Source organism: Vibrio sp. Vb0937, assembly GCF_033338855.1.
The window spans coordinates 1-17,829 of the sequence record NZ_JAWOTK010000041.1; the positions used below are offsets into that span (position 1 = coordinate 1).

The 17,829-nt window shown below is 40.6% G+C and carries 20 protein-coding genes; 11 read left to right on the forward strand and 9 right to left on the reverse strand.

Annotation, left to right across the window (positions count from 1 at the left end; genetic code table 11):
- The 3 genes from R7P67_RS22050 to R7P67_RS22060 all read left to right on the forward strand — a co-directional run.
- Positions 1 to 574 (forward strand): MvaI/BcnI family restriction endonuclease (locus R7P67_RS22050; protein WP_318086064.1); only part of this gene is annotated, 574 nt, incomplete at its 5' end.
- Between the two features lies 1 nt (position 575).
- Positions 576 to 1,169, forward strand: a complete 594-nt coding sequence (locus R7P67_RS22055; RefSeq protein WP_083152705.1) for a hypothetical protein — start codon at positions 576 to 578, stop codon at positions 1,167 to 1,169.
- A gap of 814 nt (positions 1,170 to 1,983) precedes the next feature.
- Complete coding sequence (locus R7P67_RS22060) at positions 1,984 to 2,673, forward strand: hypothetical protein (RefSeq protein ID WP_222712691.1); 690 nt, start codon at positions 1,984 to 1,986, stop codon at positions 2,671 to 2,673.
- Positions 2,674 to 2,743: 70 nt separating this feature from the next.
- On the opposite strand, the gene R7P67_RS22065 is transcribed toward R7P67_RS22060, so the two are convergent.
- From R7P67_RS22065 to R7P67_RS22075, 3 genes are all read right to left on the reverse strand, one after another.
- Positions 2,744 to 3,325, reverse strand: coding sequence for an imm11 family protein (locus tag R7P67_RS22065; protein ID WP_029843393.1), 582 nt, complete (start codon positions 3,323 to 3,325; stop codon positions 2,744 to 2,746).
- 8 nt (positions 3,326 to 3,333) lie between these two features.
- Entirely contained in the window at positions 3,334 to 3,942 is a 609-nt protein-coding gene (locus R7P67_RS22070) for an AHH domain-containing protein (RefSeq protein ID WP_029843392.1), read from the reverse strand.
- Positions 3,943 to 4,083: 141 nt separating this feature from the next.
- Complete coding sequence (locus R7P67_RS22075) at positions 4,084 to 4,635, reverse strand: recombinase family protein (protein ID WP_318086065.1); 552 nt, start codon at positions 4,633 to 4,635, stop codon at positions 4,084 to 4,086.
- Positions 4,636 to 4,821: 186 nt separating this feature from the next.
- Here R7P67_RS22075 and R7P67_RS22080 point away from each other — a divergent pair, with 186 nt between their 5' ends.
- Positions 4,822 to 5,031: a type II toxin-antitoxin system Phd/YefM family antitoxin gene (locus tag R7P67_RS22080; protein WP_083152708.1), complete on the forward strand. Its 210-nt coding sequence runs from the start codon at positions 4,822 to 4,824 to the stop codon at positions 5,029 to 5,031.
- On the opposite strand, the gene R7P67_RS22085 is transcribed toward R7P67_RS22080, so the two are convergent.
- Together R7P67_RS22085 and R7P67_RS22090 are read right to left on the reverse strand one after the other, a co-directional pair.
- A complete protein-coding gene (locus R7P67_RS22085) occupies positions 5,021 to 5,635 on the reverse strand; it encodes a recombinase family protein (protein ID WP_318086066.1) in 615 nt (204 codons plus the stop codon). The genes R7P67_RS22080 and R7P67_RS22085 overlap by 11 nt on opposite strands.
- A gap of 615 nt (positions 5,636 to 6,250) precedes the next feature.
- Positions 6,251 to 7,324, reverse strand: a complete 1,074-nt coding sequence (locus R7P67_RS22090) for a replication initiation protein (protein WP_069490877.1) — start codon at positions 7,322 to 7,324, stop codon at positions 6,251 to 6,253.
- Positions 7,325 to 8,267: 943 nt separating this feature from the next.
- Here R7P67_RS22090 and R7P67_RS22095 point away from each other — a divergent pair.
- From R7P67_RS22095 to R7P67_RS22110, 4 genes are all read left to right on the forward strand, one after another.
- Complete coding sequence (locus R7P67_RS22095) at positions 8,268 to 8,990, forward strand: hypothetical protein (RefSeq protein WP_029843382.1); 723 nt, start codon at positions 8,268 to 8,270, stop codon at positions 8,988 to 8,990.
- Positions 8,980 to 9,729, forward strand: a complete 750-nt coding sequence (locus tag R7P67_RS22100) for a hypothetical protein (protein WP_069490879.1) — start codon at positions 8,980 to 8,982, stop codon at positions 9,727 to 9,729. The genes R7P67_RS22095 and R7P67_RS22100 overlap by 11 nt, the downstream gene beginning before the upstream one ends.
- Positions 9,726 to 10,244 (forward strand): metal-dependent hydrolase, encoded by a 519-nt coding sequence (locus R7P67_RS22105; protein ID WP_203478737.1) that lies wholly within the window; start codon positions 9,726 to 9,728, stop codon positions 10,242 to 10,244. The genes R7P67_RS22100 and R7P67_RS22105 overlap by 4 nt, the downstream gene beginning before the upstream one ends.
- A gap of 70 nt (positions 10,245 to 10,314) precedes the next feature.
- Entirely contained in the window at positions 10,315 to 10,863 is a 549-nt protein-coding gene (locus R7P67_RS22110) for a Tfp pilus assembly protein FimT/FimU (protein ID WP_083152714.1), read from the forward strand.
- 74 nt (positions 10,864 to 10,937) lie between these two features.
- Here the strand turns inward: R7P67_RS22110 and R7P67_RS22115 are convergent, their stop codons facing one another.
- The 3 genes from R7P67_RS22115 to R7P67_RS22125 are packed head-to-tail and all read right to left on the reverse strand — an operon-like array spanning position 10,938 to position 13,484.
- Positions 10,938 to 11,210, reverse strand: coding sequence for a hypothetical protein (locus tag R7P67_RS22115; RefSeq protein WP_100088500.1), 273 nt, complete (start codon positions 11,208 to 11,210; stop codon positions 10,938 to 10,940).
- A complete protein-coding gene (locus R7P67_RS22120; protein WP_318086067.1) occupies positions 11,203 to 12,285 on the reverse strand; it encodes a ParB family protein in 1,083 nt (360 codons plus the stop codon). The genes R7P67_RS22115 and R7P67_RS22120 overlap by 8 nt, the downstream gene beginning before the upstream one ends.
- Positions 12,285 to 13,484, reverse strand: a complete 1,200-nt coding sequence (locus R7P67_RS22125; protein WP_017449270.1) for a ParA family protein — start codon at positions 13,482 to 13,484, stop codon at positions 12,285 to 12,287. Before R7P67_RS22125 ends, R7P67_RS22120 begins: the two co-directional genes overlap by 1 nt.
- 371 nt (positions 13,485 to 13,855) lie before the next feature.
- On the opposite strand from R7P67_RS22125, the gene R7P67_RS22130 reads away from it, so the two are divergent.
- Together R7P67_RS22130 and R7P67_RS22135 are read left to right on the forward strand one after the other, a co-directional pair.
- Positions 13,856 to 14,149 carry a hypothetical protein gene (locus tag R7P67_RS22130; protein WP_083152700.1) on the forward strand — a complete coding sequence of 98 codons (294 nt, stop codon included), beginning with the start codon at positions 13,856 to 13,858 and terminating at the stop codon, positions 14,147 to 14,149.
- A gap of 78 nt (positions 14,150 to 14,227) precedes the next feature.
- On the forward strand, positions 14,228 to 14,821 hold the full coding sequence (locus R7P67_RS22135; RefSeq protein WP_267398845.1) for a hypothetical protein: 594 nt from the start codon (positions 14,228 to 14,230) through the stop codon (positions 14,819 to 14,821).
- Positions 14,822 to 14,877: 56 nt separating this feature from the next.
- Here the strand turns inward: R7P67_RS22135 and R7P67_RS22140 are convergent, their stop codons facing one another.
- Positions 14,878 to 16,458 carry a DNA (cytosine-5-)-methyltransferase gene (locus R7P67_RS22140; RefSeq protein WP_318086068.1) on the reverse strand — a complete coding sequence of 527 codons (1,581 nt, stop codon included), beginning with the start codon at positions 16,456 to 16,458 and terminating at the stop codon, positions 14,878 to 14,880.
- A gap of 413 nt (positions 16,459 to 16,871) precedes the next feature.
- On the opposite strand from R7P67_RS22140, the gene R7P67_RS22145 reads away from it, so the two are divergent.
- On the forward strand, positions 16,872 to 17,829 hold a 958-nt coding region (locus R7P67_RS22145; RefSeq protein ID WP_318086069.1), incomplete at its 3' end, for an MvaI/BcnI family restriction endonuclease.

Here is a 17,829-nt window from a genome sequence, read left to right on the forward strand (position 1 = left end):
TTATAAAGGTATTGAATTAAAGTCTGGACGAGGTACAAAAAACCGCACCACATTATTTGCTCAGGTCGCCGACTGGAGTAAAAGCCCCTGCAAAAAGAGTGCAGAGATTTTAAACAAGTATGGCTATGAGCGCGGCGATGATTTCAAACTATATTGCACAGTCACGACCCAAAGGGAAAACTCTCAAGGTTTAAGTTTTATCTATGACCAATCGAATGACGAGTTACAAGAGTGGCATAACAAGCAAGAACTTGTTGCAGTATGGCCAGGCGAGTTACTCCGCAAACGACTCAAAGAAAAGCACGCTGAGACATTCTGGGTAGAGGCGAAAAGTGAGATTATTGATGGGGTAGAGCACTTCCAGATTCACAGAATAACCCACACACGTTCACCAATAGCAAGTCAGTTAATGCCACTTATCCAGTCAGGTGTCATCACAATGGATCATTTGATAAAAAGAAATACAAAAGGGCGAGTCAGCGAGAAAGGGCCGCTGTTCAAAATGAATAAAAGTGACTTGGAACTATTGTTCCCGGAGCCCATCACATACCAATTATTAAATATCGAGGGATAAGATGTCATTCTATAAAGTAGCAATAACACAAGAAATGGTCAGTAGAGCTTTAAAAAGAGCACAATTGTTACAAGACTACCCTAAAAACTTTAAGCAGCACATTCAAGAAGAAGGAGATGGGGAATTAACTGCCAAAGTTGATGGTATATTAGGAGAAATGATCGCTGAACATTGGCTTACGAAACATAATTTCACTTTCGAAGACTGTAGAGACGAATTTTCCCACGATTACTTAGTCGAAGGTCAAATAAAGTTAGAAATTAAAACAAAACGAAGAACTGTTGCTCCAAGAATCAATTACGAGGCGACAGTCCCACAATATGTCCATGACATTCAAAAACCCACCGCTTATTTGTTTGTTTCTCTCCGTCTTACCAAAGGTCGTGATGACGACTTCAGTCGTTATACAGAGGGATATATAGTAGGGGGCATTTCAAGAAGTAAATTTGATAAGATAAAACGAAGTTTACATAAAGGCCAGCATGACGCCAGTAACAACTGGGACTGCTCAGAGGCTTGCTACAATGTATACATCTCACAGCTTTTCACCTCTAACGACTATGCTTTAAAGTTTAATGAACACCTGAAAGGATAACGAGTAAAGTAAGGCAAAAAGTCATGAACGGTGACGTTTTAAAAGCTCCACCACGACACGACCACTGCTGCGCCGTTAGTTTATAAGTTGAGAGTTAATGGCACCATCACACTCACAACAAACGCAAATATACCTAAAACCCAAAGAACGGGGCGCAGCATTGGGTGGGCGGGGGATGTGGTGGTACGCCATAAAATAGCTTGCGCCTTTTATGGATTGGCCGGAACGGACAACAACGAACGTACCGCAAGTGCTGAATCATAAAACGCTGACCTCACCCGCATCAAAACACATTGTTTGTGTTGTGATGCGTCACCCTGCTTTGCCCGTCTTTTTGGGCAAGGCAGATAAACTGCGCCAGCTTTGCTGGCTACCTTAGAGCACGCTTTTCAGTGCGGTGGCGGCAATTTACACATAATGTCCAATAATGCCTGAAGTTGCTCAACGCCCGACAGCTTGCTGGCGATAAGGCGCGTGCAATTTTGCATTATTCCACATTATGTTAAATTGACGCACATACCCCCAAGCTTGGGGGATGGGGGTTGGTAATAGATCTTTTAAGCGGCCTTGCTACGAAAGTCCGCTTTGAGCCGCCTTATCCTTTACGACGTTTATGTGATGGCCAGTGTCACGCAGTGACGCATGTTTTGGCCATGACATGCTTTTTCGTGGTAAAGGATAAGAAGTGGCCAAAACGGATTGTAGTGTTTAGCAAGGCATCATTATCTTAATGTCCGAGGAAACTTGTAATTACTCCCCCCTAGAAGGGAATGAAAAACCCTTACCATTGAAGACAATAAAAACAGGACAAGAAATGAACTTCTCTGATTGGAAAATTACCGAAAAACACAAAGGCAGTCTGTTTATCTCTGATGGTATTTTAGATGATGACTTATGGCAAAAAAGTCAGCTTAAGGTTCTATTCTTGATGAAAGAAGCCTATGAGTCATCAAGTGAAGTAAAAGAAGATTGGGCTTTAAATGACTACCTGAATAAACCATTATCCGTGCTTGGAAAGCCAATGTGGTGGACGATGGCCCAATGGTTGGACGGCTTAGATCACTTAGTTCGCAATGGCACAGTCAAACCATTTAACGAAAATTATAAACAAGACGCTAACCTAGACGTTCTCTTCCAGAGCTGTGCAATCATCAACATTAAAAAGAGTGCGGGAAAAAGCTCTTCAAATAATGAAGATCTAACTAGCTACGTTGAATCTGACTGGACGTGGATTTGGCAACAAATTAAACGAGTCAATCCTGACATTATTATTTGTGGCCATACTTTCCCTTTGATCGAGAACAAGTTAAAACAACAAGGGTTAACTAAAGAAGGCGAGTGGCTATATCAGTCGGAAGGTTTCTACTTCGTTGACTTTTGGCACCCTTCGAATCAATGGCCATATAAAATAAAGTACTACTCTCTGTTAACCGCATTGGAACAATCAAAAGCCCAATGGCAGCCTAAAACTTCCGACTCTCTGTTAGTGACATCATCACAATAATAAGATTGAAAGGAGTTTGGCCTTAATTACCATACTCCTTTAATTACAATTACTTCTAGCTAATCTCTGATTAGCTAGAAACAAGCACTTCTTTGAAATCCAAGCCAGTCAAATTTAGTTCTTTGACTCTATCGTACAATCCACCTTTTTTGTCCGTGCAAAACGTTCTGAGTCCCGCACCTTTTACTCTGAATAAGCCAGCTTCATTAATGGCTTCTCTATTCAAAACGAGTTTCTTAAACGGCCTAGTACGACTCGGTTTCCCATTGCGAAGGTTATACTCGGTAGCAGAGCTATCAATAGCATCGATTTGAGTAATAATATTTAATGCTCGCCAAGGCTGTCCTTTTAGACTCAATGGCAAGAATTCGACATTCTCGCTTAACGCACCAAGCTTATCAGCAATGGCAGCTGGCACAGCGAAAGTAACCGCTCCCCAAGCAGCAACATCAGGCCTAGGTAATGTGTTTTCACCTTCAACATCTAACCATTCAATATCAATACTTCTCCAACTGTCTTTAACAGATTCTCCATACAGCTGGATAGGTTCGTTTGTGGTTACTTGAAGGGACATTTCCAATGCAGATTCTTGCAAGATTGCAAAATCATTCGCATTGGGGGTGACAATAAACACTTTGTTAAATGCTGTCATAACCATCCTTAAACAGATTGAATCGCTTCTCTCAATGGGAACTCTCCCGCTTCAAGATCCTCGCCTACCTCTCTCAATGTATCAATAATACCTGGGCGTCCCAGACCTTCTGCAATAGTATCTTCCAAAAGGAACTCTACATTCAGGTAGTATTGATGAGTATGGGTAACAGAGTGTGCCTTAGCACTTGGCATCGCCTTATGGGGGATATGCTTTTTAAATCTAGGTAAGTAAACCCCATTCGCTTCATGATCAATATCGATACCAAACGCCGCCAATCGAAGGCGAGATTTTGCAGCTCTTGGGTGATCCCACGCCACAATATGATGAGCGGCAGTGTTAGCTGGTTTATTACGCCTTGCCGCCATCATATTCGCAGCAAGGTTTCGACTATGGTTTTTATGGTGTTGCCACCGTATATGTTTGGCTAGTTGCAAGTCGTCTTCAGATATTAATCCCCTCTGAAAACGAACAGCATCAATCACTTCGCCACGATATCTGATCGAAAAAAGCTTGGCTTGAGCCTTGGCTACTGCTTTATCACCAGTTAAAACTTCAAAGTCATTTTCTAACTCATCAATCGTAACATAATGTACATCTTCTTCGCGTTTTTGCATCATTCGTCCTGACATGCAATATGAATCGAGTGGCATTATTGTATATCAATGAAATTGAGCAAAAAAAGTGCAAGTGTTGAGTTTCAGGTAACGCTCTCAATTTTTTAAGTCTGAACCTTCCAACAGTTTACGTATTGATACCTAAGAAGAAGGGTTACTCAATACCTTATAAACCGTCGTTCGACTACACCCTAGCTCTTTACTGATGGCATGCTTGTTTATTCCCTGCGCAGCAAGTTCTTGTATGCGCTTGTGCAATGTTTTATTAGGAAATCGGCCAAGATGCCGCCCCTCTTCTTTTGCGCGTTCCCTACCCTCGTTACAGCGCTGTAAAATACGTTTTCTTTCCATTTCTGCGAAGGCTGAAATGGTGGTATAAATAACACGACCTACATCACTATTGATGTCTAAATCACCGAGATCATGGAACACCAATCCTGCGCCTTTTTCTGACAGCTGATCGGCAACTTGCAATGCATCGATAGTATTTCGGGCAATCCGATCCACCTTGGTTACATGCACGATATCCCCTTCCCTAGCGAAATCAATTAATCTAGCCAAAGCTTCACGCTCCGTCGATTTTCCACTGGCTTTTTCTTGGAAGATCTTCTTACAGCCAATTTGTTCAAGCTGGGAAATCTGAACATCAAGATTTTGGTCATCGGTACTGACTCGTGCATAGCCAAGGTTCATATTTGCATCCAAAGTGAACATTAAGAGGTAATTTTAATAGTGTACATGTTCATTAAATATTTATAAGACTAAATGAACAGATTTGTGATGCTGTCTCACAACTGTCCATAAAGGTGTACCTTTGTGGACAGTTGTGAGTTTGTTCATGCTGATAGAAACAGTTAGAATTGAAGAAAGGAGACTATTATGAAATCTATAAACGCTAACGAAGCAACGTCACAATTTAAATCACTACTAGAGACTGTTCAAAATGAGCCTATTGAAATAAAAAGATATGGAAAACCGGTTGCAATAATGGTCTCAATGAAAGAATACCAAAGCCTTCAAGCTGAAAAAATAAAGCTAGAGATGGAGTCTTTAAAGCTGAGACTAGAGTTAGCAGACACTAAACAATAACTTTTGCTTTTAAGTTTTTCCGATTCACATAATCCCTTAATGTGCTTGGCGCTTCATCGATCAATTTTGCAGTAGGTCTAATGCCTAACCCCATTCCTAAATAACGTTCTATTTGCTCTCGCTTCGGGTCCAGCTTGAGTCTTTCCGCTTCACCTTTAGGACGACCTAAGATGACGCCGGCTTTTTTTCTGGCTGCTAATGCTTCTTTCGTCCGCATAGAAATAAACTCTCGTTCTATTTCTGCCGCAAGTCCGAGAACCGTTGCTGTGATTTTTGCTTGCATGGATCCATCTAGTTGCATGTTCTGCTTGGCAATGTAGACATCAATGCCTTTTGCCATGCAGACTTCAAGAACCTCTAATACTTGAAGTGTTGAGCGAGCTATACGACTCACTTCTGAAAAAATGAGTTTATCTCCGGCTCCCATTCCTTCTATAAGCTGACCGAGCTTACGTTGATGCCACTTTTTTTTGCCTGTAATAACATCTTCAACAAAACATAAGTTAGCTAACCCAACCTTATTACAGTACTCATAGATACCATGCTTTTGGTTTGCCACATCTTGACTATCGCTTGAAACACGTAGATATGCATAATTAGACATACCACCTCCTTTTCTCACGTTATAGCAAGGGATGAGAACTAAATTGGTTGTTCTTATCTAAAATGTGACTGGATAAAAATTTATTAAGAAGAAACATGAAATTGATCGTTGTCGTGGGTAACTGTGTAAATCTTTGATTTTCCAGTTATCCACACAAACTATAAAGATCTATATTTAACTATATTACTCTATGTAAAGTATAAATCTATAAAACCTATAGCCCTCGCAAAGTATTGATTTGTATGGATTTAATCATGTTTCATGATCATCTTTTAGGTGTTGGGATAACAAGATTTAGGTGATTATGATCTAATTTTAGGTGTTGATGATCATTTTTTAGGTTCATTGGTGACATATTCTAGGTGTTATTGATCACATATCAGGTTTACTAATGACACATTTTAGGTGTTTACTTCTGAATGCTGACATATTTTAGTTTAAACAAGGCGTTATTCTTTGTTATGACATGTATTCTTATGAGTTCCCCTTTCTAGAGTTTGAATCTATAGGAGCCTTATCACCAAAACACCTAAATTGTGTCTTGAATCACTCTTTGTTGCCTAAAATATGTCATTAATGAGATCGAAATACCTAGAAAATGTCTTCTATTCGAAATTAGTAATCTGGGCTATCACTTAGTTCTGAAAGTGTCTCTATTTTCTCAATCAAAGATTCTAGCTCGTTGTCATCTTCATGGTTTTGTTCGTCTTGAGTTAAGTGCCGCCTTGAGAGGCTTTCCTCGACTTTCAATGCATGACTTTCTTTACCGACGTAACGGTAGGCGATAGCTAATGACTCCAGTTCGGATTCGGTGAGGCGAACCTGGTTTTGAAGCCTTTTTAGCTCTAGATCCTTAATGGTTTTCATTGCTTCATGTTGATTTAGCTCATCTATTGTGCCTAACTTTATCCAACGGAAAAGAAACTTTATCCCGGTAATTGTTCGTCCTTTTTTAACAACCTCAAAGCCTTTATCCCCTTGACTACTTTCTAAAAATAGAAGCTCTTTGCTGATCTGAGGATGCTCGGAAAGCTCTTTGATACTTTCACGAATACAACGCTTCATAAACACACTGTTGTTTTTAAAAGAGCTTTTATCTTTCTTTAACTTACCAGCTTCATCCAGAAGGCCAAAGATTCCTTTGAGCTCACTTAACTTTTGTGTGTGCATCTCAAAGCCTTTATCTTTAAAGCGGCTAAGTAGTTCGTATAAGCGTTTGGAATATTCTTTTTTAACGTCAAAGAAATTGCGAGTGTTAATGAGAGCAAAACCTTGATTATATTCAATATACTCTGATTTCAGCATATCGTTAGGAACCATAGTAAGCACACCGTTTTTATAAGCGATGTGCTTAAATAGCGGCCGATAATCAAACTCTATATCACCTTTAGATGTGTCGACTTTGATGCCTATTTTTCTACTGGCTAAGCGGTTTGCTACTGGGCTTAAGTTACTACCAATATGTTTAGACTCGACACCTAACCATTCTGATAGTTGATGCGAAGTGAATTCGTAATGAGGGGTTTTTTGTTCCCAGTCCGCCGCTTTCATATGTGCGATCATTAAAGCGAACATATCTGCTTCTCTTGCCGATAAATCTTGTCGACTGAAAACCAGCTGATGACCCTTCTTTATGTGCTTTGGTAAGTTATCGCTTACGACTGGATAAAAATACTCTTCATCACTCATTTCACACTATGTCCATAGATAACAATATTTAGGTAATTATGACATGTTTTAGGTAATGGAGGAATTACCTAGCCTAAATAATGTCATTTAATGCTATGTAATTGATATGATCATCATGTCCAAAGATCTCTGACTTGATCGGATCCTATACCCTACTCTTTTTGCGCACTAACCCTCTCGTTATAACTTCATGCTCCTTTTAACTGTGGGAGAGGCATAAAGACAAAAGAGTTTATGGAGATTCTTACCGTCTCTGTCGTTGCGGATAAATACGCCAGCGACGTGAAATAAATGGGAGGTCATCAAGCTTGTTTGATGAAAGCAATGGGTAAGTGACAACGTGATGTCGTCTACGGGGGACGTGATTGGACAATGGTGTGGTATTAACGATCGATAAACAGGTTCTATGGTGATATGCCTGTCTGTAAGGTTGGTTAAGTCGGTACACAAACCAGTATAGGAAACGGAAGAGAGTAACGCCTCTACCTGCAGCGGTGTGGCGAGCCGTGTGACTAGGCCCAGCCCTAACTAATCTGTCACAGTAAATCGCACCTGATAAATCATCACGAAGAAAAACCAATAATCTGTGCTTTTTATGATGGAAAGTGAGGTTGATGCTAACGCTATAGTTTGGCATCACCCAGCCCCGTCATAGACCCCTTATGCGCGAAAAATACGGTCGTTAATTTCAATCACTTCATCAATTATCAATCATTGATATTCATCATCAGATTGTTTACCCCTTTCCTTCGGTTTGAAACTTGCGGAGCTGCGCGAATTTAACTCATGTTCCTCGTCCACTTCGCTTTTTCTTCACGCTGCTTTTTATCTGCACCAATAAACAACGCAATTACATTTTAATTTTGAGTTGTTCGCAGGAAACTAGGCCTCGCTTTTTTTGTTTTTCTTCGCTTGTATGCTGTAGCTGTTAGGAAAGAAGAGCATGCGATTTTTAAAACTTAGAACCGATCATAAACGTCAGCGAAAAGATGGGACCCGTTATGTAACCCCTTTGATCGTAGACTCCCCTCGCCGCTTTGCACCAAGTCGAGATAGGAAAGAAACGAGCTTACGCCGAACTCAGTGCCAACTTATTACCGGAGCTCATGACTCTGGTAAAAGCCGTTGGCTTACACGATTGCGCGATAGCCGACATGAAATTTGGGGAAAGAAACCACAACCGGTTTTGCTTGAAGGGCTAATGCCATTATCTAGCTGGGTTGAGGTTAAAGGGATTGAAAAATGGTATGCAAGTAGCCAAGAAGAAGGTACTTATTTTACTCCTTGGAGCAAACTTAATCTCCAATTGAAAGCGGACTTATTGGCAGATTACCTAGTTGATACTCAATCTTTGCTTTTCATTGATGATGCTCATAAGTTGACAGGTCGCAAAGCTCAGATTGCACGAAAATGTTTACTGTCTGCCAAGGTTTGGTTGATGGCGTGTAGTGAAGAAGGACGCCTTCCCCCGTCAATTCGTCCCATCGTTGAAAGACGTGAACCACAGCGCATCAATTTAGAGAGTGATGTCAGTTATGACACTACGAAAGCTTTAATTTGGTTTATGGTTGCTTTATGCGTTGTTGCGGGCGCGTGGGAAGCTGGAGCTGTGATTGGCGGCTTGCAAATGCTTGGTAGCGGACGGAGGTCTACGCGTGCCGATTAAGTATTGCCTTTTAGTGCTGTGTTTCCTGTTCTGCCCCGTGGCTTACGCCAATGATTGGGGGATTTCTACACCCTGGGATGAACCAACAGCGCAGCCACCGGAGATTAAGCCTTTCGAATTGCCGACATTGAAAGGCGATGCTCCTCATTACAATACCTCCACTCCTGCTCTTAAGCCTGCGCCTAAGATTGACCCAGATGCTATCTTTCAGACAGTACTCAACTGTTATCCAGAGAAGAGTAAATTCAAACTCGACTTAAACCTTGTCGCTGGAATGAGGACGAACTTAGATGAATACAACAGTGATGATTGGCCTGAAATCTCAGAACACTATGTCGGGATTGTTGGAAAAATGCCGCTCTACTCTACGACGGAGCAATCTCGAGAGCGGCAATGGGAGTACCAACGTAGAACTGCCACAGCGACGTCGGTTGCTTCCTTCACCCAAGCTCTCGCTGATAGAAACTACGCTTACCGCTTGATGGGTCTCTACCTATCACTTGAAGCACGTTCACAGCAGCGGGTTGCCCAAGGTGTGGCGAACGTGAACGAACAAGTGGCACTACTTGAAAAAGTCGCGAGCTCACATCGAGACGTTTTAGCTCATGAAGCTAAAATCGTCGAGCATCGACTGGCACTAGTTGCATTGTGTGAGAGTTCCTACAGCGACAGTGTAAACCAGTATTTGCAAAAGCTTGCCTACCTCCCACCTCATTCTAAACCGAGGGTTACTCAATGAAGTGGCTGAATCATGGGCTTATTGCTGGGTCGATTTGTGCCGTTATCTCTCCCCCTCATGTACCTGTTTGTGTGTTAGGTGCCACGGCACCTGATTGGCTTGAATATGTTGCTAAGGTCGTCGGTCGGCATATAAAACATCGAGGTCCTACCCATGTTTTTACCCATTGGCTCGTTGTGGCACTCGTATTTACTTTTATATGGGATTATCAAGGGATTGGCATGGCGTTCGCTTGGGGGGGCGTAAGTCATATTTTAACTGACGCAATGACGGTATCTGGAGTGCCATTTTCGCCATACAGTGACAGGCGGTTTCATTTATTTGGTGGGCGGTTTAGAACCGGTGACCCTGTGGAATACGCAATCTCTGCTGGCGTAGTGATAGTTTGTATCGCTTTTTCACATATCACTGGAGGGCAGGGGTTTGCACCATTTTTTTACGACTGGGCAGGGATGTATGAGAGTGGATTAATTGATGCGTTAGAGTGGAAAACTAACCGATTTAGATTCATTTAAATTAAACAATGTTTGTCATTATTCAGGCTGAATAATGACAAATCAAAGCGGAGTAATTAGGGAGTAACTCATGTTAAATAGAGCTTACCAACGGGGGTTTACACTTATAGAACTCATCATCACGATTAGTGTATTAGGGGCGTTATTGCTTTTTGCAGCGCCAAACTTTTCTCAAATAATGAAAAGCTCTCGAATCAATACGGTTAAAGATGAACTTGCAGGGTTACTTATCATGGCTAAAAGTGAAGCTGTTTTTAGAAATATGCCCGTATATATTCATTTGCGAGAGCTATCTAACATAGACCCAACAGAGCGTTGCTTGGTTTTGTCCCTGTCCGACACTATCAGTGACTGTACCACTAACGCAATGTTGGTTTTAAAAGGACGAGTATTTGATGAGGTCGTCTTAGAGCAATCCTATCCACAAAACGTTATTAAGCTAGATGCTGTACGAGGGTTACCTGAATTAATTCACTCGACGTTAGATAGCGATAGTTACAGTGAGATTATGAAAATTTCAGTTGAGCCTGATAAGAAAGTTGCGTTGAAAATGCATCTAGTAGGAAGGACATACTTTTGTAGCACAGTAGGGGAGCAGTATGGATTGAAAGAGTGTTAAGTTACTCTTTATAAATTTTAATTTTAAAAAACGTCATTGAAAAATGACGTTTTACATGAATAAATCTATTTTTATTAGTGTTTTATAAAGGAAAGTAGAGCATTAGATTCCGTATAGATATCTTGTATAAGTTTCAGTTTTTTATCCAAACTTCCACTAGATTTCAGGCTCTCTTTAAAGTCTAGCTCAAGCTTATCAATACTATTGATCATAGATGATAATACTTGGAGACTTTCTAAATCTTTGCCATCAGGTAGCTTTTTTAGAATAATAGTCATAGCCTGAGATTTTATTGATCTAGAGTGCTCCAGAAGCTCAACTTGTAAAGGGTAATACTCATTACTCATTGTTACTCTCTTCCATTAAAACCTTTTGTATTGCCTCATCGAGCTTTTCCTGTATTCCTTTTGAAAGCCGCCCGAACTCATACGAGAAATTTCTCCCTTTAACGCGTTTACGTGCAAACATGCCTTTGCTATCGAATTGGACGAGAGGAGTGACTTCCGCTTTGTCTGTCCCTTTCTTCGCTTCTGCGACTTTTAGCTCATTTTTGATCGCTGCAACAATTGCGTCTTTTTGGTCTTCCAGCGAATATTCAGCCTGAATATTGACAAGGCTTTTTTTGATCTTCTTTACGAAATCAGTAAGTTGTTTTTTGTCTTCGCAGGCCTTCATTACCTTATCGAGCAGGGCATAATCCGGGTGTGAAAGGGCATTTACAATCGGAAATAGCTTAACCAGCTTCTCGTCGATACTGGCTGCTTTCATCGCTTTACTTACACCGGCTTGGCTAAGCCCAACCTGTTTTGCAATCTCAGCCTGAGTTATCTCTTCGTTGGCCGATTTGATGGCTATACATTGTTGTCCAATTTCACGCAGGTTATGTTCTTTGGCAGTTTGTAGCTGCTTGGCCAACGCCTTAGCATCACTGACAGAGATTTCATTCTGAGTAATAAGGATACGGAATGTTTTAACTCGACCTCCTTGAAGTAAGAACCAAGCTCGACGGCGAGAGCCATCTAATACATCAATCTTGCCATCGATTTGTCGACCTACAGCAGGGTAGAACTGTTGAAATTCAAGGGAGTTCAAATCAGATAGAGATTCTGCCGTAAGAAGCGATTGATCGCGTCCGTTCACATCAAAGGTAACAAACGTCTCATCACGAACTTGTTCGTATGACAGGGTCACTTCATTGAAGGTCGCGCTATTCCCCGACGCTAACTGCCAAACCACGCTCTGACCGACAGACTCAATTCCAAACTGTTCTCGCAAAAACTCAGCTGCATTAGTGCCGGCTCTATCCAGCTCAGCCGTGAGCTGTTGCGTTAATGTGGTCAGGTTCGCTTTTGCTGCTGACTGTTGAGCCTCAACTGCGCCTGGTGTATTACCTAGTGGACTACCACCACGTTTTTTTGCCATTATGCTTGCTCCTGTTCGCGCCAAACACTCAAAATATCTCGTTGAATTTGGCTAATTACTTCATAACCATTTTGCTGCGCCGTTTGGAAAGTGGATTTGCTTTTCGGGTATTCGCTTTTTGACATATCGAAAACGGTGGCAAGTAAGGAAGAAGCTTGTCTAATCGCTTCGCTATGCTTGAATTCTTTGGAATATAAGTAAGGCGCAAAATGTTCATAAAGGCTATTCATCAACTCGGTAGTCGTTGAGCTATCACGATGGTTTGTCAGTAATATCTTCATGAAATCATAGCCTTGATGATTCGCATTGGCTAACAACGCCCAAACTTGTGGGATATAGCTAAAGTATGAGCAAGTTGCATCGATGTCGTTTTCGGTAATTGATAACGGGAAAACAACACTTGTTGCTGCAAAGTACGCATTGTAAGTCGCGTAACCTAGAGAAGGCGGCGTATCAATGATGATGATGTCGAATTCATCTTTTACTGCATCGATGATGTCGGCCAAAATAGAGTAGGGGGATGGTAGCTTATGTGTGAATACTTGTTCATGAAACCACCCTTCAATTGCTCTGTCACTTTGCGAAGCAGGAAGAATACGTAAGTTGGGGATTGTGGTTTCTAAGAACGCTTCAGATACCGCTTGCTCGAACGTTTCATCCTCGTCTAAGTCAAAGTTACGCATAATGAGATCGCCCACTGAGAGGTTGCCTTCCTGATCAGCTTCTGGCGCGTAATACATAGACAGAGTCGCCTGGCCATCCATATCGATTAACCCTACTCGATATTCTTGGTGAAACTCCGTCGCTAAGCCCGATGCTACAGTTGCGGCAGATACTGTCTTACCTACACCACCTTTTTGGTTTTGGATTACGATAACTTGCGTTGATTGCTTTTCACCACGCTGGAATTTCGGCTCTTTACGTAAGGTTTCTGGTAATAAGTCTCTTACACGATACATTTCTTCTATATCAATCGACCATTGAGAGTCCTCATGGCGACGCGGGTCGATACCTGCAGAAGTAACATATCGATCAAGAGTTTTAGCATCAATAGCTAAATAGGTGGAAGCTTCTGCTCGAGTGAAGTTGCGCAGCTCTTTGCGGTGATTCGCGAGTAATCGTAAGTTTCGACGCTTGATATAAGCATCAGCCCCTTGTTTAAGCGATTGAAAGCTCTGGGTGGTCTGTTGAGTATCCATTTCTGCCTCCGTATAGGAATTAGAAATAGTATATCCCTTAATTTTTAAGGTTTGTAGCTAAAAAGTAGGGATTCCATAAGAGGAGGATTACATTCTCACTTAAAGTGAAAGTTGTATTTTTAGTTGATTTTCAATGCTTTAGCAATAAAAAATAAAAAAAGCTTGCAAATGGCAAGAATTTGATGCTATAATTACCATACGGGATGTACGACAAGTTTGATATTATTGATTTTAATTAAAATCAGCTTGTGGTGGGTTTTTGCTAGTGAGATGGTCATTATATCTACCTCGGACATGCTGTCAATAAAATAATTTAAAATAACCAGACAGTTGACATGTACGAAAGCTGTCGTACAATAGAAGGGTGACCTATGAGTTTTAAACAAAATAAAATAAGAGTAATTCAAAGTCTTGAGAGTGGTTTTTTCTCACATGAAGAAAGAGATAATATCGATGAGAAAAACAAACTTGCGGTTGGGGACATAACTAAAGAAGAAGTGGTCGAGATCCTGAAAAAATCTCGTGGTAATGAATATGAGTCCAGTCCACACCACCATGTTAAAAGTATTGATGTGCACATTGTGGTTACAAAATACAAAGGCCAAGAATGGTATATCAAGTGGTATTTCCTTGAACCGGATACTATTTTCATTAGTGTTCACTAATGTAGCCGTTCAATACGGATTGAAGGTTTGCTTTAGCCATAAGGTTAAAGCAAACCTTTCACTATAGAGGTTATCTGCATGAAAATCCTAAAAGTAGGCGATACTCAAAAAGCCATTTGCCATACATGTCAAGCTATTGAGACCGTAACATTTCAACTGAGAAATGTTCCTTTCAGTGATGGCAGTGGTGTTGTGAAAAATGTGCTGGTAGGCGTTTGTAACAATTGTGATAAGGTTGCATCACTTCCGCATCAGTCTACACCTGTAGTTAAAAAGCAACTGGCGAAGCAACGAAGCTCTATTGAGAGCAGAGTCCCAGCGCATTTTATAGATATATTAAATCTAGCAAGTGTTGAAATTAGTGGAGACATCGACTTTGCGCCAAATATAGTAAAATTCTATATACATGCTTTAAATGTTGGTGAAATACCTAGAGATGATATCCGAAGCTATATTGATTCAGAGTTATTCCAAGGTAAAGCTCAAAAACGTTTATCATTGAAAGGGCGAATGGTGGCTAAAGAAATCGAAAGCCTAAAAGAACAGACTAACATTAGACAAACGACAGATTTGATAAAAAGCGTTGTGTTAAAAATTAATAATGATTTGTTAATTGAAAAAAATAAAAAATATATACAGACCCTTAAGAATATTTCAGCTGCTATAGCTTAAACGAGAATATTAATCCAGTGCGTATATAAAAAACGCCAGCATATGCTGGCGTTTTTTTAATCTAATAAATGAGCTATACACTGCCCAAGCCTTAGACCAAGCAGAGGCGGAACAGCATTCCCAACCTGAGTATACTGAGGCACTTCAAATTTTCTCATTTGCCCACCGGTTGTAACTTTAGATCTAAATACAAAGTTATCCGGAAACGACTGGATTCTTGCCATTTCTCTAACAGTTAACACTCGAAGCTCATGTTCATCATAATGACATGCATCATCAGGTATAGACAGAGCTGCAGGCGCTGGTGATGTTGCGATTAAAGCTTTCTGAGTTTGCTTTTTCGTAGGATGTGCCTTCAAGTAATCAACAAAATCACTCTCTTTTTCAAAGTAATCTAATGTTCCATCCACCTGCAAAAATCGATATTGACTACAAGCACTCCAAGCCGCACTTGTTACATAGTCAGCCTCTCCTTTTAGAACAGAAAAAACGGACTTTGTCACTGCACGTTCGTCGATATCAGAAAGAACTTGATATAGCCTAAACCTACGCTGCACCACTTCCCCGTTATTTCGAAACTCATGGTTAGCTATTTCGTTTCTTATCGGTAAGCGATCAAAAGTAGAGTTTAGTGTTTTTACAAACTCTGACTGTGGTGAAGGGTAGTTATGTTTAAGATCATCTAGTGCCTGTGATACTGATACTGGTTGATGATTGATTAGATCTGATAAGAAGGATTCCTCGATAAGCTTGCGATCTGCTGGGTCTTTTACATCAAAATACTTAAGATGGCCAAACTCCAGAGTACTGCCCTGCTTTTGAACTAGTTTAAAAAACTCATGTGATTGAGCAAACAGTATGGAGTCAGAAGAACCAGCCTTAAATTTGCTCAAGATAGCTTTATAATGATCAAGGCGCACAGCTATCATTATAAATCTTGGTCTGTTTTGAGCAATGCCAGCAAAGCGAGCGTTGATATGTAAACAAAGCGGTACATAACCAATACCAGCAAAAGCTTTAGCTACCTCATACCAAGCATGAAAAAGGCTACCATCATCACCTTTAAATGGTCGTAAGATTCCTGTTACATTTTCCAGTAATGCTATTTTAGGTTTTGTATGCTGAACAAACTTAGCAAACTCCCAGGGTAGCGTATTCTTATCGCTATTTTTTTCCCTTAACCCTGCCATGCTAAAGCTTTGACATGGTGGTCCCCCCGAAACTAAGTCTAATCCCCGAGAAGAACCAAAACTAGTTCTTAACAACTCAACCAGCTTCGGACTAGAGTCAAGTAAATGGTTAAGCTCAATAATACTTCCGACCAACAACTTACCTTCCAAAGTTGTCAAATCTTCAGGCATATCAGAGTAACCGGTATCTGCATTAAATGAAGGGAATGTAAATGGGTTTTCTCTTAAACGACGTTTTAAGTTGTCAAAATTGCTATTGAGCCAAATAGTATTATTTGGAGACTTACCCTCTCTAGCAAGCTCTTCTAAGTTTTCGTCTAGAAAATTGTAGGCAAATGATTCCGCCGCCATTGGAGAAAGCTCATTCGCCAATGTAAGCTCGTAACCACAATGCTTTAAACCTAGCGACAAACCTCCACACCCTGAAAACAACTCTATATGATTCACAAAAAAACCCAACATTACAAAAACAGGGGAAGAATTCTATTCAACTCTTAGTTAAAAGTCCAGGGGTATTTTTGTCCCCCTACATGCATTGACTCTCATTATTAATGTAATATACTGTTTTGAAAGGCTTATGAGAGTAGCCTACCTTCATATGTAAAGACCCCTTCAGGTCCTCTCTGTAGATAAATCAACAGATATACTTGCGTTTATTTGCAGTTAGAGATCGACTTTTCTAACCCATCGTATTTGTTTTTATCTACCTAAGCATCTGTTTAGGTGGTTATGCTGTACCTCACCTTCTTGATGCTTTTACTGGGCTTATAGGGAAAGCCTCCGCAAAAGCGCCAATGCGTACCCGACATTTGTTCTAACAATTTCCTTCAAACGTACAGCACTAATATAGGACTCAAGACATGAGTGTACCTAAAACAAACATCCCTACTATTAGTCGCATCAAACAACGAGCTAAGAAACTTAAAAACGAGTTAGGAATTTCCCATACTGAAGCTTTGACTCTTATTAGTGCAGACTTTGGATTTGAAAGCTGGGCTTCATTTAAAAATGAATTAGTAAAAAATGAACAGTCTCAACACCCTACCCCCTCACCAACGACAATATTTGTTGAATATGATGATGTTGAAATGAGCAATGGTGACTTCGAATCTTTAGACAAAGAACGAACCAACGACCTCCCAGTTGAGCAAAAAAAACGAGTAACTCAAAACAAAAAACAGCTAACAAAAGTAGGGGTAGAGTTTTCTCTTTTTGAGCCTACGATTACTGGATTGAAAAAATCCATCTTAGATGCCACCCAAACGGTAAGGACACATTTCGAATTAGAGGGATTCCATTTCTATGGAGAGCAATCTCAAGGCCCTGATAACAAAGTAATGAAAGATGCCTGCTTTCTTACTGACGATAAAATCATCCCTTCAAAAGCCAGTTTATACCGACCAAAAACCAAAAAGGGTGATCCACGAATGTGGTTTAAAGGCCTGCCTGCATATGCAAATCCAGGTGATCAGATAGCCATTATCATTCACGACGGAATGCCTCACCTTATCAACTTAACTACTTCAGATATAGAACGATCTTTAACCCAAACGTCCTCTTTTATTAAAGAGTTTTTAAAGAAGATTAGTGATCAACACAACAGTGTTGCCAATGAACTTCTTGCAAAAATTAAAGAGATTGCAAAGTTTCCCTTCCCAGCCTTAAGGAAAGGTGACACTGCCATTGGTTACACCTTAGAAACCATGCTTGGGATCGATGCTAACTCAAGTAAAGAGCCTGATTATAAAGGTATTGAATTAAAGTCTGGACGAGGTACAAAAAACCGCACCACATTATTTGCTCAGGTCGCCGACTGGA